Origin of the sequence: Sphingomonas sp. PAMC 26605 (assembly GCF_000241485.1) — a bacterium.
Lineage (GTDB): Bacteria > Pseudomonadota > Alphaproteobacteria > Sphingomonadales > Sphingomonadaceae > Sphingomonas.
In genome coordinates, this window is the sequence record NZ_JH584241.1 from 861,964 (window position 1) to 881,177 (window position 19,214).

The 19,214-nt window shown below is 66.8% G+C and carries 22 protein-coding genes; 7 read left to right on the forward strand and 15 right to left on the reverse strand.

Annotated elements, in window-relative coordinates; translation table 11 throughout:
• Positions 1-44 precede the first annotated feature (44 nt).
• Positions 45-1,118 (reverse strand): peptide chain release factor 1, encoded by a 1,074-nt coding sequence (gene prfA / locus RH90_RS03840; protein WP_010183994.1) that lies wholly within the window; start codon positions 1,116-1,118, stop codon positions 45-47.
• Positions 1,115-2,497 carry a histidine--tRNA ligase gene (hisS, locus tag RH90_RS03845; protein WP_010183995.1) on the reverse strand — a complete coding sequence of 461 codons (1,383 nt, stop codon included), beginning with the start codon at positions 2,495-2,497 and terminating at the stop codon, positions 1,115-1,117. Before hisS ends, prfA begins: the two co-directional genes overlap by 4 nt.
• Positions 2,498-2,828: 331 nt before the next feature.
• Here hisS and RH90_RS03850 point away from each other — a divergent pair, with 331 nt between their 5' ends.
• The 4 genes from RH90_RS03850 (at position 2,829) to ppa (ending at position 6,980) form a co-directional block, all read left to right on the forward strand.
• On the forward strand, positions 2,829-3,656 hold the full coding sequence (locus tag RH90_RS03850) for a sulfite exporter TauE/SafE family protein (protein ID WP_010183996.1): 828 nt from the start codon (positions 2,829-2,831) through the stop codon (positions 3,654-3,656).
• Positions 3,657-3,716: 60 nt separating this feature from the next.
• Positions 3,717-4,364: a DUF1345 domain-containing protein gene (locus RH90_RS03855; protein ID WP_010183997.1), complete on the forward strand. Its 648-nt coding sequence runs from the start codon at positions 3,717-3,719 to the stop codon at positions 4,362-4,364.
• Positions 4,365-4,451: 87 nt separating this feature from the next.
• On the forward strand, positions 4,452-6,362 hold the full coding sequence (locus tag RH90_RS03860) for a M61 family metallopeptidase (RefSeq protein ID WP_010183999.1): 1,911 nt from the start codon (positions 4,452-4,454) through the stop codon (positions 6,360-6,362).
• A gap of 42 nt (positions 6,363-6,404) precedes the next feature.
• Positions 6,405-6,980: an inorganic diphosphatase gene (gene ppa, locus RH90_RS03865; protein WP_010184001.1), complete on the forward strand. Its 576-nt coding sequence runs from the start codon at positions 6,405-6,407 to the stop codon at positions 6,978-6,980.
• A 90-nt stretch (positions 6,981-7,070) separates the two neighbouring features.
• On the opposite strand, the gene RH90_RS03870 is transcribed toward ppa, so the two are convergent.
• From RH90_RS03870 to ispG, 6 genes are read right to left on the reverse strand one after another with little or no spacing between them, the layout of a single operon-like run.
• A complete protein-coding gene (locus tag RH90_RS03870) occupies positions 7,071-7,427 on the reverse strand; it encodes a TfoX/Sxy family protein (RefSeq protein WP_010184002.1) in 357 nt (118 codons plus the stop codon).
• Positions 7,427-7,906, reverse strand: coding sequence for a GNAT family N-acetyltransferase (locus RH90_RS03875; RefSeq protein ID WP_010184003.1), 480 nt, complete (start codon positions 7,904-7,906; stop codon positions 7,427-7,429). Before RH90_RS03875 ends, RH90_RS03870 begins: the two co-directional genes overlap by 1 nt.
• Positions 7,903-8,787 carry an EamA family transporter gene (locus tag RH90_RS03880; RefSeq protein ID WP_010184004.1) on the reverse strand — a complete coding sequence of 295 codons (885 nt, stop codon included), beginning with the start codon at positions 8,785-8,787 and terminating at the stop codon, positions 7,903-7,905. Before RH90_RS03880 ends, RH90_RS03875 begins: the two co-directional genes overlap by 4 nt.
• Positions 8,788-8,813: 26 nt before the next feature.
• The gene (locus RH90_RS03885) at positions 8,814-9,194 is read right to left on the reverse strand and encodes a type II toxin-antitoxin system VapC family toxin (RefSeq protein ID WP_010184005.1); all 381 of its coding nucleotides are present in this window, start codon (positions 9,192-9,194) and stop codon (positions 8,814-8,816) included.
• Positions 9,191-9,433, reverse strand: a complete 243-nt coding sequence (locus RH90_RS03890) for an AbrB/MazE/SpoVT family DNA-binding domain-containing protein (protein WP_010184006.1) — start codon at positions 9,431-9,433, stop codon at positions 9,191-9,193. Before RH90_RS03890 ends, RH90_RS03885 begins: the two co-directional genes overlap by 4 nt.
• 36 nt (positions 9,434-9,469) lie before the next feature.
• Complete coding sequence (gene ispG / locus RH90_RS03895) at positions 9,470-10,612, reverse strand: flavodoxin-dependent (E)-4-hydroxy-3-methylbut-2-enyl-diphosphate synthase (protein ID WP_029625018.1); 1,143 nt, start codon at positions 10,610-10,612, stop codon at positions 9,470-9,472.
• 101 nt (positions 10,613-10,713) lie between these two features.
• On the opposite strand from ispG, the gene RH90_RS03900 reads away from it, so the two are divergent.
• The 3 genes from RH90_RS03900 to RH90_RS03910 all read left to right on the forward strand — a co-directional run bounded on the left by RH90_RS03900 (position 10,714) and on the right by RH90_RS03910 (position 13,907).
• Positions 10,714-11,853 carry an acyltransferase family protein gene (locus RH90_RS03900; RefSeq protein ID WP_010184008.1) on the forward strand — a complete coding sequence of 380 codons (1,140 nt, stop codon included), beginning with the start codon at positions 10,714-10,716 and terminating at the stop codon, positions 11,851-11,853.
• Positions 11,853-12,767 (forward strand): isoaspartyl peptidase/L-asparaginase family protein, encoded by a 915-nt coding sequence (locus RH90_RS03905; RefSeq protein WP_010184009.1) that lies wholly within the window; start codon positions 11,853-11,855, stop codon positions 12,765-12,767. Before RH90_RS03900 ends, RH90_RS03905 begins: the two co-directional genes overlap by 1 nt.
• 264 nt (positions 12,768-13,031) lie before the next feature.
• Positions 13,032-13,907: a S1/P1 nuclease gene (locus tag RH90_RS03910; protein ID WP_010184010.1), complete on the forward strand. Its 876-nt coding sequence runs from the start codon at positions 13,032-13,034 to the stop codon at positions 13,905-13,907.
• 136 nt (positions 13,908-14,043) lie between these two features.
• On the opposite strand, the gene RH90_RS03915 is transcribed toward RH90_RS03910, so the two are convergent.
• The 7 genes from RH90_RS03915 to tolR form a co-directional block, all read right to left on the reverse strand.
• Positions 14,044-14,313, reverse strand: coding sequence for a hypothetical protein (locus RH90_RS03915; RefSeq protein WP_010184011.1), 270 nt, complete (start codon positions 14,311-14,313; stop codon positions 14,044-14,046).
• Positions 14,300-14,515, reverse strand: coding sequence for a hypothetical protein (locus tag RH90_RS03920; RefSeq protein WP_010184012.1), 216 nt, complete (start codon positions 14,513-14,515; stop codon positions 14,300-14,302). The genes RH90_RS03915 and RH90_RS03920 overlap by 14 nt, the downstream gene beginning before the upstream one ends.
• A gap of 10 nt (positions 14,516-14,525) precedes the next feature.
• On the reverse strand, positions 14,526-15,428 hold the full coding sequence (locus tag RH90_RS03925) for an SPFH domain-containing protein (protein WP_010184013.1): 903 nt from the start codon (positions 15,426-15,428) through the stop codon (positions 14,526-14,528).
• A gap of 286 nt (positions 15,429-15,714) precedes the next feature.
• Positions 15,715-16,221 (reverse strand): peptidoglycan-associated lipoprotein Pal, encoded by a 507-nt coding sequence (pal, locus tag RH90_RS03930; protein ID WP_010184014.1) that lies wholly within the window; start codon positions 16,219-16,221, stop codon positions 15,715-15,717.
• A 109-nt stretch (positions 16,222-16,330) separates the two neighbouring features.
• A complete protein-coding gene (tolB, locus tag RH90_RS03935; protein WP_010184015.1) occupies positions 16,331-17,767 on the reverse strand; it encodes a Tol-Pal system beta propeller repeat protein TolB in 1,437 nt (478 codons plus the stop codon).
• 9 nt (positions 17,768-17,776) lie between these two features.
• On the reverse strand, positions 17,777-18,769 hold the full coding sequence (locus tag RH90_RS03940; RefSeq protein ID WP_010184017.1) for a hypothetical protein: 993 nt from the start codon (positions 18,767-18,769) through the stop codon (positions 17,777-17,779).
• Entirely contained in the window at positions 18,766-19,203 is a 438-nt protein-coding gene (gene tolR / locus RH90_RS03945) for a protein TolR (protein ID WP_010184019.1), read from the reverse strand. The genes RH90_RS03940 and tolR overlap by 4 nt, the downstream gene beginning before the upstream one ends.
• Positions 19,204-19,214: the final 11 nt, after the last annotated feature.

The window sequence follows — 19,214 nt, forward strand, 5'->3', positions numbered from 1 at the left end:
CCACCCCAACCCCTCCCCTGAAGGGGAGGGGCTTTGCGGGCTCCTCAGCCATCGAGCGCCGCCAACCGCTCGGCCTCGTCCTGCGCGATCAGCGCGCCGACCAGCTCGTCCATCTCGCCCTGCAAGATCTCGGGCAAGCGGTGCAGCGTCAGGTTGATGCGATGATCGGTCACCCGCCCCTGCGGGAAATTATACGTCCGGATCCGCTCCGAGCGATCCCCCGACCCGACCATCGACTTCCGCGCGCCCGCGCGCTCCTGATGCAGCCGGTCGCGCTCGGCCTCGTAGAGCCGCGTCCGCAACACTCGCATCGCCTTGGCCCGATTCTTGTGCTGCGACTTCTCGTCCTGCTGGATGACGGTGAGGCCCGTCGGGATGTGCACGATCCGCACCGCCGAATCGGTGGTGTTGACCGACTGCCCGCCCGGCCCCGACGAGCGGTAGACGTCGATCCGCAGATCCTTGTCGTCGATCTTGACGTCGACCTCCTCGGCCTCGGGCAGCACCGCGACGGTCGCCGCCGAGGTGTGGATGCGCCCCTGCGCCTCGGTCGCCGGCACGCGCTGGACGCGGTGGACGCCGCTTTCGAACTTGAGTTTCGCGAACACGCCCTTGCCCTCGACCGAGGCGATCGCTTCCTTGAAGCCGCCGCTTTCGGAAGACGAGGCGGAAATCAGCTCGACCCGCCACCCCTGCGCTTCTGCATAACGCTGGTACATGCGGAACAGGTCGGCGGCGAACAGCGCCGCCTCGTCGCCGCCGGTGCCGGCGCGGATCTCGAGCATCGCGGCGCGCTCGTCGGCGGCGTCGCGCGGCAGCAGCGAGAGCGCGAGCGCGCGCTCGGCATCGGGAAGCGTGTCGCGGATCGTCGCGATCTCCTCGCGCGCCATCAGCTTGATCTCGGGGTCGCTCTCCTCCTCCATGCCGGCGAGCACGTCGAGCTCGGCGCGGAGCCGCCTAACCTCGCCTGCAGCCCGCGCGATCGGCTCGAGTTCGGCATAGTCCTTCGAGACCTGGACGAAGCGGTCGGACGGGAGGTCGCCCGACGCCATCAACGCCGACAATTCGTCACGCCGCGCCTCGATCTGCAGGATGCGTTCGGGGGAGATGGAGGTCATTCGGGTAACTTAATCCGGATTCCACCTGCAATTGTCTGCTCGACGGTTTCGTCCCGCGGCAGCAACGCGTTTATCAAACTGCCAACGCCATGTGGCATGCGAGCTCTGTCAGCGTCCGATCGATAGAGGTCAACCTCCATCGATCCCAGATCAGCGCTTTCGCCAGCGCGTATCGTTAGGATAACGCTCGCGCCATTACGCTTCGCTTTGTCAAATTGCTTGCGCTGATTGCTCTTAAAAGCTGGCTCGATGGCCAACTCAAATGATTGATCTACGCTCAAATAGCGGTCGCGATAAGCTGGGTGCCTTGGCGCTTCTGCAGCAATTCTTGTGCGCAGATAGGCAGCCAGTTTCACAACCTTCCGCTCGGCAGCTTCGCCGTCAGGTATGAGTGCCACGACCTCCTGTTCTGCAACAGGTTCTTCTAGCAACATTGCTAGCCGCTCGACTCCCGCCGCCCAGCCGACGCCCGGCGTCTCGGGACCACCGAGGCTCCCGATCAGCCCATCGTAGCGCCCACCAGCTAGCACGGTACCCTGCGCCCCAAGCCGGTCGGTGACGAACTCGAACGCGGTGTGGCGATAGTAATCCAGCCCGCGCACCAGCCGCGCGTTGCGCGTCCACGCCACGCCCGCCGCGTCGAGCCCCGCCGTCACCGCGTCGAAGAAGGCGCGCGCCTCGGGCGTCAGATAGGCGTCGATATCGGGCGCGCTGTCCGCCACCGGCCGATCGCGCGGATCCTTCGAATCGAGGATACGCAGCGGATTCTTGTCGAGCCGCGCGAGGCTGTCCTCGCTCAGCACGTCGCGGTGCGCCTCGAAATGCGCGACCAGCGCCGCGCGCCACGCATCGCGCGTCTCGGCGTCGCCGAGCGTGTTGAGCTGGAGCGTCACGCCATCGGCGATGCCGAGTTCGTGGAGCAACTGGTCCGCCAGCACGAGCAGTTCGACATCGGCCGCCGGTTCGGCCGCGCCGATCACCTCGGCGTCGATCTGGTGGAACTGGCGGAAGCGCCCCTTTTGCGGGCGCTCGTAGCGGAATACCGGGCCGTGCGTCGCGATCTTGAGCGGCGCGTATTGCTGCCACCCCTCGGTCAGATAGGCGCGCGCGATGCCGGCGGTGAATTCGGGGCGCAGCGTCAGCGAATCGCCGCCGCGATCCTCGAAGGTGTACATTTCCTTCGACACGACGTCGGTGGTCTCGCCGAGCGAGCGTGCGAACACCGCGGTGCTCTCGAACACGGGGATGTCGACCCGCTGGAAGCAATAGAGCCGGCGGACGCGCTCGAAGGTCTCGACGACGTGCGCGAAGCGGCGCTGCTCCTCGCCGAAGATGTCCTGCGTGCCGCGGATGCGTTTTGGGGTTTCGATACGGGCCATAAGGCTGCGTTCTCTATGCGAGCGCCGGGGCGAGCGCCAGATGGTTGTGAGGCCCCCTTTACTCCCCTCCCTGAAAGGGAGGGGTTGGGGGTGGGTCGGCCCGTGGCGGGCGTTACGTTCCTGCTGAGAGCAACCCACCCCCGGCCCCTCCCTTCCAGGGAGGGGAGGCGCGAGCCGCTTGACACTGCCCGGCCCCGCGCCGCAGCATTGGTGCAACGGGGGCGGCAACAGTTCCCACTTCAGCATCCGCAGGATCCCACCCGGCTCGTTTCGGAAAGGTCGCCATGCGTCTGTTTGCCGTGTCCGTTTGCCCCCGCTCGAGCGCCCGCGCATGAGCCTCATGCTCGCCTGGGCGCCCGCCATCCTCGCCATGCTCGCCGCCGGGCTGTTCGCCGGCTTTGCCGCCGGACTGTTCGGCATCGGCGGCGGCTTCGTTGTCGTCCCCGCGATGATCGCGCTGCTCCCGCTGCTCGGCGGCGCGAAGGGCGAATATACCCATGTCGCGATCGGCACCTCGTTCGCGACGATCGTCGTCACCGCCTTGCGCTCGACGCTCAGCCACCACCGGCGCGGCGCGGTCGATTTCGAGATTCTGAAAAGCTGGGCGCCGTGGATCATCCTCGGCGTCGGGATCGGCGTGTTGCTCGCGCAGCGGATGACGGGGCAGACGCTGACCTTCATCTTCGCGGGCGGCATCGTGCTGATGTCGATCAACTTCCTCGTGCCCAAGCTCGCGCGGCGCCAGGTCAGCGACACCATGCCCGCCGGCCTCCCCCGCGCCGCGATCGCCGGCGGGCTCGGCCTCTTCTCCTCGTTGCTCGGCATCGGCGGCGGGACGGTCGCGGTGATCGTGATGACGCTGTGCGGCCGCTCGATCCACAAGGCGATCGCCACCGCGAGTGGGTTCGGCTTCATCATCGCGGTGCCCGGCACGATCGGCTGGATCCTGATCGGGCTCGGCAAGCCCGGCCTGCCGGTCGGCTCGCTCGGCTATGTCAACCTGCTCGGCGCGGTCGTCATCACCTCGATGTCGATCCTCACCGCCCCGCTCGGCGTCGCCGCGGCGCATGCGCTGCCGGCCGAGCCGCTCAAGCGCGTGTTCGGCGTCTATCTGCTGTTCATTGCGGGCGTGATGGCGAACCGCGCGCTGCATATGTGACAAAAGCGTTATGTTTGCGCGAGCATTTGACGGCGCGCAAAAGCGCGGTAGCACTCCCCGATGAGCCTGAACCTCGGCAAGAAAGTTGCCCCGCCCCGCTTCATCCTCTTCGCCACGCTGTTCGTGGTCGGGCTGTTCGTCGCAATCCCGCCGCTTGGCTGGGGCCGCGGCGCGATGGCGGCGTTCGACGTCGCCGCTGCGGTCTTCCTGATCGCGATCTCGACGCTGCTCGGCCACGGCGAGGCCGACAAGATGCGCAAGGCCGCCGAGAACAACGACGCCAATCGTGCCGGGCTGCTCGTGATCACCGGCGTGACGATGCTCATCATCCTCACCTCGGTCGCCAAGGAATTGCAGGGCAAGACGAGCATCGCCGCGACCGTATTGGTGATCGCGACGCTGGTGCTCGCCTGGCTGTTCTCGAACACCGTCTATGCGCTGCATTACGCGCATCTCTTCTATTCGGACTGCGACAATGACGGGAAGGATTCGGGCGGGCTCGATTTCCCCGAATGCGCCGAGCCCGATTATTGGGACTTCCTCTATTTCAGCTTCACGCTCGGCATGACCTTCCAGACCTCCGACGTCGAAATCTCGTCGCGGCGGATGCGGCGCGTGTCGCTCGGCCAGTGTCTCGCGGCCTTCGTCTTCAACATCGGCGTGCTCGCCTTCACCATCAACGTGCTTGGTAGCAGTAGCGGGTCGTAGCGCAAACACGCCGCGAAGGGCTGGACGCGGAGCGAGTGAGCCGCTTTAACCACCACCACAGCCGCCCTTCTCAGAAAGCTCCCCTGCATGATCCGTCGCGTCGCGTTCACCGCCCTGTTGCTTGCCACCACCGCATCGCCGGTGCTGGCCGAAAATTCCAAGCCGCAGCCGGTGCCGATCGTCGACACGATCCCCGAAGCGCGCGACACGCCTTTCCCCGGCACGATCAGCCTCGACATCGACGCGACCGACACGACGCGCGGCATCTTCACGACGCGCGAGACGATCAGCGGCGTGAGCGCAGGGCATATGGTGCTGCTCTTCCCGAAATGGCTGCCGGGCAACCATTCGCCGACGGGGCAGCTCGACAAGCTCGCCGGGCTGCACATCCGCGCGGGCGGCAAGGAAGTCGCGTGGACGCGCGACCCGGTCGACGTCTACGCCTTCCATATCGACGTGCCGGCGGGCGCGACGCGCCTCGACATCGACCTGCAATTCCTCTCGGCGACCGCGCCCGATCAGGGCTCGGTGGTGATGTCGCCGAACATGCTGCGGCTGCAGTGGAATTCGATGAGCCTCTACCCGGCGGGCTATTTCACGCGGCAGATTCCGGTCAAGGCGGTGGTCAAGTACCCCGCCGGCTTTACTGCCTCGTCGGGGCTGCCGTCGAAGGCGAACGGTTCGACCTACGCGTATCAGCAGACCAATTATGAGGTGCTGGTCGATTCTCCGGTCCTCGCCGGGCGCTATTACAAGCAGTGGCCGCTCTCGCCGCGCGTCAATCTCGACGTCTATGCCGACACCCCCGCCGAGCTCGTCGCGACCCCCGAGCAGATCGACGCGCACAAGCGGCTCGTCGACCAGGCGGTCAAGCTCTACGGCGCACAGCATTACGACACGTACGAATTCCTGCTGTCGATCTCCGACGTGATGGGCGGGATCGGGCTCGAGCATCACCGCTCGTCGGAAGACGGCGTGAAGCTCGGCTATTTCACCAAGTGGAAGGACGGCCCGGGCTCGCGCAACCTGCTGCCGCACGAATACAATCATAGCTGGGACGGCAAGTTCCGGCGCGGCGCCGACCTGTGGACCCCCGATTTCCGCATGCCGATGCGCGGCAGCCTGTTGTGGGTCTATGAAGGCCAGACGCAATTCTGGGGCTATGTCCTGCAGGCGCGCTCAGGGATCGTGTCGAAGCAGGACACGCTCGACGGCTATGCCGCGATCATGGCCGAGCTCGACAACCGCCCGGCACGCAACTGGCGCGACATGGTCGACACGACCAACGACCCGACGATCTCGCAGCGCCGCCCCAAGGGCTGGACCAGCTACCAGCGCTCGGAGGATTATTACAACGAAGGCCTGCTCGTCTGGATGGAAGTCGATTCGATCCTGCGCCAGCAATCGGGCGGCAAGAAATCGATCGACGATTTCGGCCGCGCCTTTTTCGGCCTCAACGACGGCGATTATGGCGAGGTCACCTACACGTTCGACGACGTGGTCAAGACGCTCACCGCGATCCAGCCGTACGACTGGGCCGGCCTGCTGACCAAGCGGCTGACCGAGACCGGCGCCCCCGCCCCGCTGAAAGGCTTCGAGGCGAACGGCTACAAGCTGATCTATACCGAGGAGCCTACGCTCGCCTTCAAGAATGCCGAAACCGCGCGCAAGAACACCAACCTCACCTTCTCGCTCGGCCTGACGGTCGACAAGGACGGCAAGCTCACCGGGGTCGGCTGGGACTCGCCCGCGTACAAGGCCGGACTGACGATCGGCGACAGCATCGTCGCGGTCGACGGCACCGCTTTTTCCGACAGCGCGCTCAAAGCTGCGGTCACCGCGGCCAAGGCGCGCAAGACGCCAATCGTTCTACTGGTCAAAAGCAACGACCAGATCAGCCCGGTCAGCATCGACTATCATGAGGGCTTGCGCTATCCGCACCTCCAGAAGATCGGCACCGGAGAGGGTGGGCTGGACCGTTTGCTGGCGCCGCGATAAGGCCGATCCGATCCGATTTTCTACTGCACCTAAGGACATACCATGCGTATCGACATGATCCCGGTCGGCAAGGGCCCACCGGACGACCTCAACGTGATCATCGAAGTCCCGACCGGTGGCGAGCCGGTCAAGTATGAGTTCGACAAGGCATCGGGCGCGCTGTTCGTCGACCGCATCCTCCACACGCCGATGCGCTATCCGGCGAATTACGGCTTCATCCCGCACACGCTGTCGCCCGATGGCGATCCGCTCGACGCGCTGGTGATCGCGCGCTCGCCCTTCATCCCGGGGTGTGTCGTGCGCGCGCGGCCGATCGCGGTGCTCAACCTCGAGGACGAAGCCGGCGGCGACGAGAAGCTCGTCTGCGTACCGGTCGATTCGACCTTCCCTTACTATTCGAACGTTAACGAGCGCGGCGACATGCCCGAGATCGTGTTCGAGCAGATCGAGCATTTCTTCACGCACTATAAGGACCTCGAGAAGAAGAAGTGGGTCCGCGTCGGCAAGTGGGGCGACCGCGAGGAAGCGCGCAAGGTCGTGATCGAAGCGATCGATCGCTATGAGCAGGCCAAGAAGGCCGGCGATCCTGCCCCTGGCGAAGTCGCGCAGCAGGACTGAACCCCACCGTCACCTCCGCGCAAGCGGGGGTCCCGCTTCTTCTGGCCCAATGAGAAGAAGCGGGATTCCCGCTTTCGCGGGAATGACGGGCTATTTCTGAGCGGGCTTCTTCTTCACCGGCGCGCGCATCCCCGCGGCGATGCCCAGCATCGCCCATTCGCGCAGCGCATCGGCATCGTCATAGACATCGTCAGGCGCGCGGCGATAGTTCATCGAGCCTTCGCGCCCCTCCCCCATCGTATAGCTGAAGCGCGGGCAGCCGGCGGCGTCCCACACCGCGTCGCTCGTCGCATCGGCCTTGATCCAGAGTTGGTCCTCGAACGCGATCGCGAAGATCGTGCCGTCGAGATAGAGCGTCGCGCCCCCCATCATCGCGCGCCGGCTGACCGTGCCCAGCGGCGCGAGCGCTTCCTCGATCCAGGCGATCAGGCCCGAATCGACCGCCATCAGCCCTGCCCCGCCAGCTCGGCGAGTGCATCGCCGGTGACGCGGTAGACGGTCCATTCCTCCATCGGTGCGGCGCCCATCGAGCGATAGAAGCGAATCGCCTTCTCGTTCCAGTCGAGCACCGACCATTCGAACCGCGTGCAGCCGCGCTCGACAGCGAGCTTGGCGAGATGCTGCAGCAACGCCTTGCCGACGCCTGCACCGCGCGCCTCGGGCGTGACGTAGAGATCCTCGAGATACAGCCCGCGCCAGCCGGTCCAGGTCGAGAAATTGTGGAAGAACAGCGCCATCCCGACGGGCTTGCCGTCGAGCTCGGCGATCACCGCCTCGGCCGCCGGGTACGCGCCGAACAGCGCGTCATGGAGCAGCGGCTCGGTCGCGACGACCTTGTCGGCGGCGCGCTCGAACTCGGCGAGCTCGCGGACGAGATGCAGGATCAGCGGCACGTCGGCGGGAGTGGAGGGACGAATCTCGATCATGCGGCGGCCTCGGTTTGCGGAGCGGGTGCGGCATGGCCGCGCACGGCGAGGACGCATCCCAGGATGATCAGCGCCGCGCCGCCCGCGGTGTAGAACGAGACGGTCTCGTGGAAAACCCACCAGCCGAACAGCGACGCCCAGACGAACGCGGTATATTCGACCGGTGCCAGCACCTGCGCCTCGGCATGGCCGTAAGCCCAGGCGAGCGCCATCGCCGAGATCGACCCGAGCACCGCGGCCGCGCCGATCGACGGGAGCTGTGCGGTGGTCGGCAGCCCGGCGAACCACGGCGCGCCGAGCAGCAGCAGGCCGCCGAGCACGACGCTTGTGAACAAGGCGACCTCGAGCGGATCGGCGACCTGCGCCTGCTGGCGCAGCAGGATCAGGCTGTAGGCGTAGAAGATCGACGCGGCGAAGATCGCGAGCGAGCCGAGCACGTGGCTCGTCGAGGCATGCCCCTGCACCTCGCCGGCGGCAATGATAAGCACGCCGAGGCTTGCGACGATCGACCCGAGGATCGCCGCGCGCCGGATCGTCTCGCCGAGTAGCGCGGCGGCGAAGTAGAGCGCGATCAGCGGGGCGAGGAAGGTCAGCGCCACCCCCTGCGCCATCGGCACGCGCACCAAGCCCCAGAAGAAGAGCAAGACCGAGAAGCCCGCAGTCGCGCCGCGCAGCACGTGCAGCTTGAGCGCCACCCGCCCCGGAAACGGCCGCCGCCGCAGCACGAAGATCGTCCCGAGCAACGCGACGCCGACAAGCGAACGCCACAGCACCGCCGAATAGGCGCCGCTGGTGATGCTGAGGCCTTTCATCAGCACGTCCATCGCCGAATAGGTCGCGATGCCGGCGGCGGCGACCGTAAAGGCGGCAGCCGCACCCACCTCCCTTGGTGTTGGCACGAGCATCTTCAGCGGATCAGACGAAGATCGAGACCGACATCGACGCCGGCGAGTCGACGGTCTCCGGTGTAGACAGTCGCGCGCCGCTCGGCGGCGAGCGCCAGACAGGCGCGATCGCCGAGCGAGATGCCCGCCGCCCTGGTAGCGGGCCGCAAATCGGCCGCAGCAATCGCATGATTCATCGTAAACGGAACGACTTCAATCTCGAGGCCCTGCAGCAATGCGAGAACGCGCTGCGTCTGGTGGCCCTTGTCTGCCGCACGCTGGAACGTCTCGGACGCGTTCACCGCCGACAGCGCGCTCCCGCGCATCACCGGGATCACGATCTCCCCGCCCGGCTCGTCCAACAGTACCGCGAGGATCGCAGACGCGTCGAGAACGACGCTCACTCCTCGCGCCAGTCGCTCGCCCGCTCCCGCAAGAACTGATCCACGGAATAGTCGTCACCGGTCATCTCGCGGAACGCCTGCTGCGCCTCCCGGACCACCTGTCCGTAGGTTTTCAGCGATATTCCCTCGCCGCTTTTGGCGAGCACCAGCGAATCACCGTCAGAGATTCCGAATTCACGGCGCAATTCCGCCGGGATGACGATCTTACCACCAGCGATCACTTTGGCATGATAGGTCATGTCAGCCCTCCCGAGACCTAACACATACCACAAGACCTATTCCGCCGCCACAGCCACCGGAGCCGCTGCCGCCAGCGCCGCATCATGCGCCTCGATCGACGCCGCCTTTTCCTCGACCAACTTGACGATATGCTCGAGCATGTCCTCGGAATTAACCGTGTGGTCGGTGACGCCCGACAAATACACCATGTGCTTGCCGTTGCCGCCGCCGGTGAGCCCGATATCGGTCTCGCGCGCTTCGCCGGGGCCGTTGACGACGCAGCCGAGCACCGACAGCGACATCGGGGTCCGGATATGCTGGAGCCGCTCCTCCAATGCCTGGACGGTGCGGATCACGTCGAAGCCCTGGCGCGCGCACGACGGGCACGACACGACGCGCACACCGCGGTTGCGGATGCCGAGCGCTTTCAGAATCTCGAAGCCGACGCGGACCTCGTCCTCGGGCTCGGCCGAGAGCGAGACGCGGATCGTGTCGCCGATGCCGTACCACAGCAGCGAACCGATCCCGATCGACGACTTGACGGTGCCACCGACGAAGCCGCCCGCCTCGGTGATGCCGAGATGCAGCGGGCAATCGACCAGTTCGGCGAGCTGCTGATACGCCGCCACCGCGAGGAAAAAGTCCGACGCCTTCACCGCGACCTTGAACTCGTGAAAGTCGTGGTCCTGCAGGATTTTGATATGGTCCATCGCCGATTCGACCAGCGCGTCGGGACACGGCTCTCCATATTTTTCGAGCAGATGCTTTTCGAGAGACCCGCCGTTGACGCCGATGCGGATCGCGCAGCCGTTCGACTTGGCGGCGTCGATCACTTCCTTGACGCGGCTCGCCGAGCCGATGTTGCCGGGGTTGATGCGCAGGCACGCGGCGCCCGCATCGGCGGCTTCGAGCGCGCGCTTGTAATGGAAATGGATGTCGGCGACGATCGGCACGCGGCTCGCGCGGACGATCTGCTTCAACGCCGCGGTGCTCTCGACGTCGGGGCACGACACGCGGATGATGTCGACGCCGGCATCCTCGCAGCGGCGGATCTGGTCGATCGTCGCGCGGACGTCGTCGGTCGGCGTGTTGGTCATCGTCTGGACGGTGACCGGCGCGTCGCCGCCGACCGGCACGTTGCCGACCATGATCTGGCGGCTCTGACGGCGATTGATGTCGCGCCATGGGCGGAGGGACATGGAAAACTTCCTCTGGTTGATCGCGCCCATATAGCGACGATCCGCGCCATCGGAAACCGCTAGAGTTTGCTCCCGGCGGCGCGTGGCATTAGGGCCGCGCGATGGAACGGCATTACGGACTGGACTGGTTGCGCATCGGCGCGTTCGCGCTGCTGATCCTCTATCATATCGGCATGGTGTTCGTGCCGTGGGGCTATCACGCCAAGACCGCGCAGCCGCTGGCGTGGGTCGCGATCCCGATGCTGGCGGTCAACAGCTGGCGCCTGCTGCTGCTGTTCGTCGTGTCGGGCTATGCCAGCCGCGCGCTGCTGGTGCGTGGGCCCGCGACGGGGCATTTCGCGGTCAACCGCACATGGCGGCTGATCATCCCGTTGCTGTTCGGCGTGATTGTCGTGGTGCCGTTGCAACCGTGGATCGAGCTCATCACGCAGCGCGGCTACACCCATGATCTTGGGTATTTCCTGCTCCACGATTATTTCAGCTTCCGCGTCGTCAACGGTCTCGCGCTGCCGACGTGGCAGCATCTGTGGTTCGTCGGCTATCTGTGGATCTACACGATGGTGCTCGCTGTGCTCGTCGCGGTGATGGGGCAGCGCAGCCTGCAGCGCGGCTTCGATCGGCTGTTTGGCGGGTGGCTGGTGTGGCTGCTCCCGGCGGCGTGGCTCGTGCTGGTCAGCGCCTGGCTGTTCCCCGGGATCGGGCCGAGCAACGATCTGGTCGGCGATTCGGTGAGCCATGTGCAATATCTGCCCGCCTTCCTGTTCGGCTTCGCGCTCGCCGGATCCTCGCCGGCGCTGGCGACGATGCGCCGGCTGTGGCCGTGGGCGCTGGCGGTCGGGATCGCGTGCTACACGATCGTCGCGGCGACCGAGTTGCGCTGGCCCAACAGCACGACGCCCGCCTGGCCATGGGGCATCCTGTTCGCCAGCGCGCGCGCGGTGCAGGGCTGGAGCATGATCGTCGCGCTGATCGGGTTCGCCGACAGCCATCTCAACCGCGATCTGCCGTGGCGGCGCGTGCTGACCGAGGCGGTGTTCCCCTTCTACATCATCCACCAGACGATCATCGTCGGGGTCGAGGGCGCGTTGCTCCCGTTCGGCCTGCCGCGCTTCGTCGAGTTCGGCGTGCTCGTCGTGACGACGCTTGCCGGATGCTGGCTATTTTACGCGATCGGCCGCGAGATCGGCTGGCTGCGCCCGCTGATCGGGCTGCGGCCCTTCCCCCAGACGAAAGAGACATGATGGGCTGGACGTTGGTACTGCATGGCGGGGCCGGGCAGATGACGCGCGACACCGTGACGCCCAAACAGGCCGACGGCGCGCGCGCCGCACTCGGGCGCGCGCTCGATGCGGGGGCGGCGGTGCTGGCAGCGGACGGCGCGGCGCTCGACGCGGTCGAGGCGGCGGTGCGCGTGCTCGAGGACGATCCGCACTTCAATTCGGGACGCGGCGCGGCGCTGACGCATGCGGGGGTCGCAGAGCTCGACGCTGCGATCATGGACGGGCGCGACCGCAATGCCGGCGCGGTGGCGGGGGTGACCGCGACGCGCAATCCGGTCAGCCTTGCGCGTGCGGTGATGACCGAGAGCCCGCATGTGCTGCTGAGCGGAGCGGGGGCCGACGCCTTTTCGGCCGAGCAAGGCTGCGAGCCCGCGACGCAGGACTGGCTGGTGCTGCCCGAGCGGCGCGCGCAGCTCGACGAGATGCTCGAAGGCGGCGGCGCGTTCGACGTCGATATGAAATACGGCACGGTCGGCGCGGTGGCGTGCGACGTGCACGGCCATGTCGCCGCCGCGACCTCGACCGGCGGGGTGACGGGCAAGCGCTGGGGCCGGATCGGCGATTCGCCGCTGATCGGGGCTGGCACCTATGCCGATGACCGCGCTGGCGCCGTGTCGTGCACCGGTTCGGGCGAATTCTTCATTCGCGCCAATGTCGCGCACGAAATCTGCGCGCGGGTGCGGCTGGCGGGCGAATCGCTGGAAGCGGCGGTCGAGACGGTGTTGGCCGAAGTATCGGCGCTCGGCGGGACGGGCGGGATCATCGTCGCGGGGCCGCACGGCGAGGCGCTGTGGCGCTTCTCGACGCCGGGCATGTACCGCGCGGGCGTCGATTCCACGGGGTACCGCGAGGTCGGGGTGTTCGGCGACGAATAGCCCGAAAGCCAAACCCTTCTTCTCTCCGCGTCCTCCGCGCCTCCGCGCGAACCAACCTTTTTTCTTGTTCGCGCAGAGGCGCGGAGGACGCAAAGGCGTTTCGCTTCGTGCCTTCGTGTCTTCGTGTGAGCACCCCGTCTTTTTCTCACACGAAGACGCGAAGACGCAAAGAAGGGAGGCGCAAGGGGAGAAGCTCGTCCTTTCGGCATTGGCCTTTCGAGTCCCGCTTTCGCGGGACGAGCAACGCCGCTAAGGCCCGAGCCCATGACCAGTCTCCGTCGCGTTCGTCCCGGCATTGCCGTCGCCGCCACCCTGCTCGCCGCGGCGACCGCCGCGCCCGCGTCGGCCTATTGGGAATATGGCCATCAGACGATCGCGCAGATCGCCGACGCCAATGTCCGCCCCAAGACGCGCGCCGCAATCCGCAAGTTGCTCGCGCATTCGGAGCTGCTCGGCACGCCCGAATGCAAGGCGTCCAACATCTCGGACGCCGCGGTGTGGGCCGATTGCATCAAGCCGCTGAAAGGCCCTGACGGCAAATCGCGCTTCGGCTATGCCTATAGCTGGCACTATCAGGACGTGAACATCTGCCACCCGTTCGACCTGGTTTCGGCGTGCAAGGACGGCAATTGCGTCTCGGCGCAGATCACCAAGGACGTCGCGCTGCTCAAGAACAAGCGCGCCCCGCTCCACGACCGGGTGCAAGCGCTCGCCTTCCTGGTCCATTTCGTCGGCGATCTCCACCAGCCGCTCCACGCGGGCGAGAAGGACGATCAGGGCGGCAACAAGGTGCTCGCCAGCTATGGCGGCTACGGCACCGCGCGGCTCAATCTGCACAGCATCTGGGACGGCTATCTCGCCGAACGCGCGATCACCAGCGGGCCGCCAATGGTGCGACGCTATCCCGCGGCGGTGCGCGCGAAGATCGCCGCGGGCGACGTCACCGACTGGAGCCGCGAAAGCTGGCAGGTCGCGCACGACGTGACCTATGGCAGCGTGATGGCCGATCCGTGCGCGCCGACGCCGGCGCACGTCACGATGGACGAGGCGACGATCGAGAAGGACGTGCCGATCGCGCGGCTCGAGGTCGAGCGCGGCGGGCTGCGCCTGGCGAAACTACTCGATCAGGCGCTCGGTTGAAACAGCGCGCGGCCTGAGTCGACCCGTTCGGGCCGAGCTTGTCGAAGCCCGGATCGACCGACCGCTGCGTACCTGCTGAATGCTGCGCGTCGACGGCTCAGGGCGAAAGGTGTGGGGTGCCTGACCGCCGCGTCGCTCAGCCGCCCGTTCCCCAGCGCCAGCGCAAACCGCCTTCGGTCTTGCGGATGACGATCATCGTGAAGACTAGGAGGAGAGCCACCTCCACACCGACCTGCGCGATTCGCTCGTGGACGAACCGCACGACGAGCATCAGCAGTGCGCAAAAGCCGATCGTCACCGCCCAGCCCTGCCAGGTCACCGGAGTGGCGCCGATCCCGAACACATGCGGCGCGAACCAATACGCCTGATCGCGGTCTTTGCGCTTCAACACGTCACGCGTCTGCATCGTCATCCTCCTTGGGGGGCCGCCCGCGCCGGGGCGGATTGGGCGCTTCGAGCTTGACGCCGCGCTTGGCGAGCGCCTCGCGCAGCAGGCATTCGAACTGGGCGTTGACGCTCCTGAGATCGGCCGCGGCGATCCGCTCGACCGCCGCATAGAGCGCGGGATCGAGGCGAAGCGCGAACGCCTTCTTGGGAGGAGCGACCATCGTCCTGCCGTTACTGGTAGAGCGAACCGGCATTGACGACCGGCTGCGTGTCGCGCTCGCCGCACAACACGACCATCAGGTTCGACACCATCGCGGCGCGGCGTTCGTCGTCGAGTTCGACCACGCCCTTCTCGCTGAGCAAGTCGAGCGCCATCTCGACCATCCCGACCGCGCCCTCGACCAGCGTTTTCCGAGCGGCGACCACCGCCTGCGCCTGCTGGCGGCGCAGCATCGCGCCGGCGATTTCGGAGGCGTACGCCAGATGCGTGAAGCCGCATTCGTCGACGGTGATCCCAGCTGTCGCCAGCCGGGCGATCAGCTCGGCGCGCAACTCTGTCCCGACCTGCTCGTGATTGCCGCGCAGCGTCACTTCCTGATGCTCGAAATCGTCATAGGGATAACGCGCGCCGATCGTCCGCACCGCCGCCTCGATCTGGACGATGACGAACGCCTTGTAGTCGTCGATGTCGAACAGCGCCTGCGCGGTGTCGGTGACGCGCCACACGACTTGTGCGGCGATCTCGATCGGGTTGCCGCGCAGATCGTTGACCTTGAGCCGCTCGGAAATCATGTTGTTGGCGCGCAGCGAGACTTTCTTTCGCGCAAGCCACGGGAGCAGCCAGCGCAGGCCGGTGTTGCGGTCGGTGCCTTGATACGCGCCGAACAGCGTGATCGCGGTCGCCTGGTTGGGCTGCTGCATGTAGAAACCGCAGGCGACGAAGGCGACGGTGAGCGCCGCGATCGCGACGAGCACGCCGCCGAGCGTAGATTCGTACTGCAATAGGCTTGCCCCGAACAGTCCGAAACCGAGCGCCACGCCCGCGACGATGAGCATCAGATACCCGCTCGACGTCGCTGCGCTGCGCTCCTGCGACAGCGTCAGCGCGGTGTTGCGTGTTGGCGACTCGATCATCAATGCCTCCCGTTAATATGATATCATATTTATATCGAGATTTTATGAATGGCAATGTAAATCCCTCTCCCCTCGGGAGCATCGGGTGAATAGCGCCCCGCGCTGTTCAGGTCATGCCGGGGGCCTGACCGACCCGATGCTGGAGGGAGGAGCGCAGCAACGGAAGGGTGAGGGTGACGGACATGGCAAGGGCGACGCCAGCAAAGCCAGCGTCGCCCTCGCCCTTCCCCCTCGGCTGCGCCGAGCGGGCCCCTTCCCTCTCCCGCTGGGAGAGGGAGTTAGGAGATCAGTTCAGAACGATCGTCACCGCGCGACGGTTCTGCGCCCAGCTGGCTTCGTCCGAACCCAGCGCGATCGGGCGCTCCTTGCCGTAGCTGATCGTCGAGATCCGCCCCGGCGCGACGCCGCGCGTGGCAAGATAGTTCTTCGCCGACAGCGCGCGACGATCACCGAGCGCAAGGTTGTATTCGCGCGTGCCGCGTTCGTCGGCATGGCCTTCGAGGCTCACCGGCACGTTGGCATAGCGCGCCAGCCACGTCGCCTGACTGTCGAGGATCGACCGCGCGCGGTCATCGAGGCTGTAGCTGTCGAGCGCGAAATTGACGGTGTTGCTCGTTACCGAGCGCTCGAAATCGGCGCGCGAGCCGGGGACGATCGCGCCCTGTCCGCCCGATCCACCCTGGTCGGTCACGGGGCCGGGCGCGGGCGGCAGCTCGGCCGGGCGCTTCTTGCTGCACGCGGTGGTCGCGAGCAGGGCAGTGGCAATCAGCAGCGTCGTGGTCAGTTTCGCCATGGCGGCTTCTCCCAGAGTTAAACGGCGTTTCGAACACGTATCGGAGCAAGCCCGTGGCTTTGCCCGCGTAGGCCGAAGAGTCAAACACTTCGCCCGATCGAGCAAAGTGTCAGGGGCGTAACGGTCCCCATGCCGGATCGGATCCATCGAGCACGGTCGGAACGCGGCGGACGTTGACCCCGGTCAAGTCGACCGACCACAGATCGGCGCGCCCACCGCCGCCCGAGCCGGAGCGGAAGAACATGATCACGCGGCCGTTGGGCGACCAGCTCGGCCCCTCGTCTTGCGCGCCGTCGGTGAGCAACTGCTCGTTGCCGCCGGCCGGGCTCATCACGCCGATGCGGAACGATCCGCCGATCTTGGTGTACGCGATGAGATTGCCGCGCGGGCTCCACACCGGGGTCGCATAGCGCCCGCTGCCGAAGCTGATGCGCTGCTGCGACGAGCCGTCGGCATTCATCACATAGAGCTGCTGCGTGCCCGAGCGATCGCTCTCGAACACGATCCGGCCGCCATCGGGCGAATAGGTCGCGCCGGTGTCGATGCCGGGCGAGTCGGTCAGCCGCTGCGGGGTGCCGCCCGAGAAGGCGACGCGGTAGATGTCGGTATTGCCGCCGACCGCCATCGAGAACAGCACGAAGCGGCCATCGGGCGAAATGCGCGGTGCAAACGTGAGGTTGGCGCTCGACACGAGCAGCCGCGACGATCCGCTCGCCAGATCATAGACGTAGATCGAGGGGCGATCCTTGAGATAGCTCATATAGACGATCGAGCGCTGGTCGGGCGAGAAGCGCGGCGTGAGCGAGATCGCCTGGCCGTTGGTCAGGAAGCGGTGGTTGCCGCCGTCCTGGTCCATGATCGCGAGCCGCTTGATGCGCTTGCCCTTGGGGCCGGTCTCCGAGATGTAGACGACGCGGCTGTCGAAATAGGGGCCTTCGCCGGTCAGCTTCGAATAGACCATGTCGGCGCATTTGTGCCCGGCGCGACGCCATTCGCTCGGCGGCACGACGAAGCCCTGCCGCGCGAGTTCGGCGCGCGACGAGACGTCGTAGAGGTAGCAGCCGACGGTGAGCATCCCGTCGCCATTGGCGCGGACGAACCCCTGGACGAGCGCCGACGCGCCCGCCGGGCCCCAATAGTCGAAGGTCGGCGCAGTGACTTCGGGATAGGCGATCGGATGCAGCGCGTCGCCGCCGAGCGGCTTGAACAGGCCTGAATTGCGCAGGTCGGTGGTGACGATCTGCGACAATTGCCGGCCGAGCTCGTCGGTGCGGCCGGCGGGGGTGCTGACCGCCTCCGCGGTCGGCATCACCGGGATCGCGATGCCGAGCGGCGCCGAGACACCGCCGACGACATCGACGACGAGCTCGCCCTGCTGCTGCGGGTTGGTCACACCCGCCTGCCCGGGCACCGGCGCCCCGGTTTGCGGCGTGCTCGGCGGGCTATTGGGAAACGGCACCGGCAGCGGCGCCGTTCCCGTCTGCGCGAGGGTCGCCGCGGGGACCGCAGCCAGAGCAAGTGCGAAGATCGTCTTGGGGAGCATCATCGTCTTTCCTCAGCCGGGAAGTTTGTAGCGCAGGATAAAGGTCTTCCACCCGCGAGGCACGTCGTAAAGTTCAGGCGGGAGGCCGCGCAGCGGTGCGCAGCCGGCGAAGGTCGCGATCGCGTTGCGGTCGACCGTGTCGACGTAGCGGCGATTCTCGTCGTCGACCCCGCCGTGATCGTCCGACACGGTCGGCCGCCCGGCGAGCGACCCGTCGCGGTTGAGCGACAGCCGGATCGTCACGACGATCCGCGACGCGCCCGGGCCGGGATTGACCTGGCGATCGGCGCACGGCTGGACCTGGCGGCGGATCGCCGAGCCGATATCGGCGGCGGCCTTGGCGTCCATCGTCGCGCCGGGCGCGGCTTCGGACGTCTTCGCCTTGGAGGGCGATTGCGTCAGGCCCTTGCGGAAATCGTCGTCGAGCAGCGAACCGGTCGGCTTGGCCTTGGTCGCCTTGGGGTTGGTGCCGTTCGCCTTGGCCGCGGTTGCCGGTTTGGTCGATGCGGCGCTCCTGGCCGGGGCGGCCTTGGAAGGCGCGGCCTTTGCCGGCGCAGGCTTGGTAGCGGGCTTGTCGGCCTCCTCCGATTTCTCGGCGGCGGGTTTCTTTGGCGCAGGCTTGGGTTTCGGCGCGGGCTTGGGCGGCGGGACCGCGTCGGGCTTGGGCTCGGGTTTCGGCGCTGGCTTCGGCGCAGGCTTTGGCGGCGCGGGCTTGGGGACGACCGGCGCTGGCTTGGGTGGCGCGGGCTCGGGCGCGACCTGTTCGGCCTCGGGCGGCGGGGCGTCTTCGGGCGGGCCGGGGTCGGGCGCGGCCGATTGCGCGGGCGGCTCGGGCGCCTTGGGGGCGTGCTGGTCGAGCGCGACATCGTCGACCAGCGAGACTTCGATCGGCGTGTTGGTCGGCGGCGGGGTGGGCGCGCTGCTCCAGGCGAGCGACAGGAGCGCGAACAACGCGACATGGCCGAGCACGGCCGCCCCGAGTCCGTATTGCTCCGACCGCGTCATTGCCCGTCCTGGCCCACCGTCACCAGCGCCACGCGGTTATACCCGGCGCGGTTGAGCTCGCCCATCACGCGCATCACATGCCCGTAATCGAGCTTGCGGTCGGCGCGCAGGAAGACCTGCGGCGGCTTGGCCGGATCGCCCTTGGCGGCTAGCTGTGCGAGCATGTCGGGAAGCGTGGCTTCACTGAGCGGATCCTTGTCGAGGAACAGCTTGCCCTCACCGTCGAGCGACAGGACGAGCGGCTTCTGGTCCTGGTCGAGCGCCTTGGCGCGGCTGTCGGGCAGCGTCACGGGGACGCCCGCGGTAAGCAACGGCGCGGTGACCATGAAGATGATCAGCAGCACCAGCATCACGTCGACGAGCGGCGTGACGTTGATGTCGGCCATCGGCGCGCGACGCCCACGGCCGCGTTGCGACGGGAGGTTCATCGACATGCCTTAATCCT

Coding starts and splice junctions, on each gene's coding strand:
- prfA (WP_010183994.1), bottom strand. CDS start 1,118: ATGACCTCCATCTCCCCCGAACGCATCCTGCAGATCGAGGCGCGGCGT.
- ppa (WP_010184001.1), top strand. CDS start 6,405: ATGCGTATCGACATGATCCCGGTCGGCAAGGGCCCACCGGACGACCTC.
- tolB (WP_010184015.1), bottom strand. CDS start 17,767: ATGATGCTCCCCAAGACGATCTTCGCACTTGCTCTGGCTGCGGTCCCC.
- RH90_RS03870 (WP_010184002.1), bottom strand. CDS start 7,427: ATGGCGGTCGATTCGGGCCTGATCGCCTGGATCGAGGAAGCGCTCGCG.
- RH90_RS03920 (WP_010184012.1), bottom strand. CDS start 14,515: ATGGTCGCTCCTCCCAAGAAGGCGTTCGCGCTTCGCCTCGATCCCGCG.
- RH90_RS03855 (WP_010183997.1), top strand. CDS start 3,717: ATGAGCCTGAACCTCGGCAAGAAAGTTGCCCCGCCCCGCTTCATCCTC.
- ispG (WP_029625018.1), bottom strand. CDS start 10,612: ATGTCCCTCCGCCCATGGCGCGACATCAATCGCCGTCAGAGCCGCCAG.
- RH90_RS03860 (WP_010183999.1), top strand. CDS start 4,452: ATGATCCGTCGCGTCGCGTTCACCGCCCTGTTGCTTGCCACCACCGCA.
- RH90_RS03925 (WP_010184013.1), bottom strand. CDS start 15,428: ATGATCGAGTCGCCAACACGCAACACCGCGCTGACGCTGTCGCAGGAG.
- RH90_RS03890 (WP_010184006.1), bottom strand. CDS start 9,433: ATGACCTATCATGCCAAAGTGATCGCTGGTGGTAAGATCGTCATCCCG.
- RH90_RS03910 (WP_010184010.1), top strand. CDS start 13,032: ATGACCAGTCTCCGTCGCGTTCGTCCCGGCATTGCCGTCGCCGCCACC.
- RH90_RS03905 (WP_010184009.1), top strand. CDS start 11,853: ATGGGCTGGACGTTGGTACTGCATGGCGGGGCCGGGCAGATGACGCGC.
- pal (WP_010184014.1), bottom strand. CDS start 16,221: ATGGCGAAACTGACCACGACGCTGCTGATTGCCACTGCCCTGCTCGCG.
- RH90_RS03940 (WP_010184017.1), bottom strand. CDS start 18,769: ATGACGCGGTCGGAGCAATACGGACTCGGGGCGGCCGTGCTCGGCCAT.
- RH90_RS03915 (WP_010184011.1), bottom strand. CDS start 14,313: ATGCAGACGCGTGACGTGTTGAAGCGCAAAGACCGCGATCAGGCGTAT.
- RH90_RS03900 (WP_010184008.1), top strand. CDS start 10,714: ATGGAACGGCATTACGGACTGGACTGGTTGCGCATCGGCGCGTTCGCG.
- tolR (WP_010184019.1), bottom strand. CDS start 19,203: ATGTCGATGAACCTCCCGTCGCAACGCGGCCGTGGGCGTCGCGCGCCG.
- RH90_RS03850 (WP_010183996.1), top strand. CDS start 2,829: ATGAGCCTCATGCTCGCCTGGGCGCCCGCCATCCTCGCCATGCTCGCC.
- RH90_RS03875 (WP_010184003.1), bottom strand. CDS start 7,906: ATGATCGAGATTCGTCCCTCCACTCCCGCCGACGTGCCGCTGATCCTG.
- hisS (WP_010183995.1), bottom strand. CDS start 2,497: ATGGCCCGTATCGAAACCCCAAAACGCATCCGCGGCACGCAGGACATC.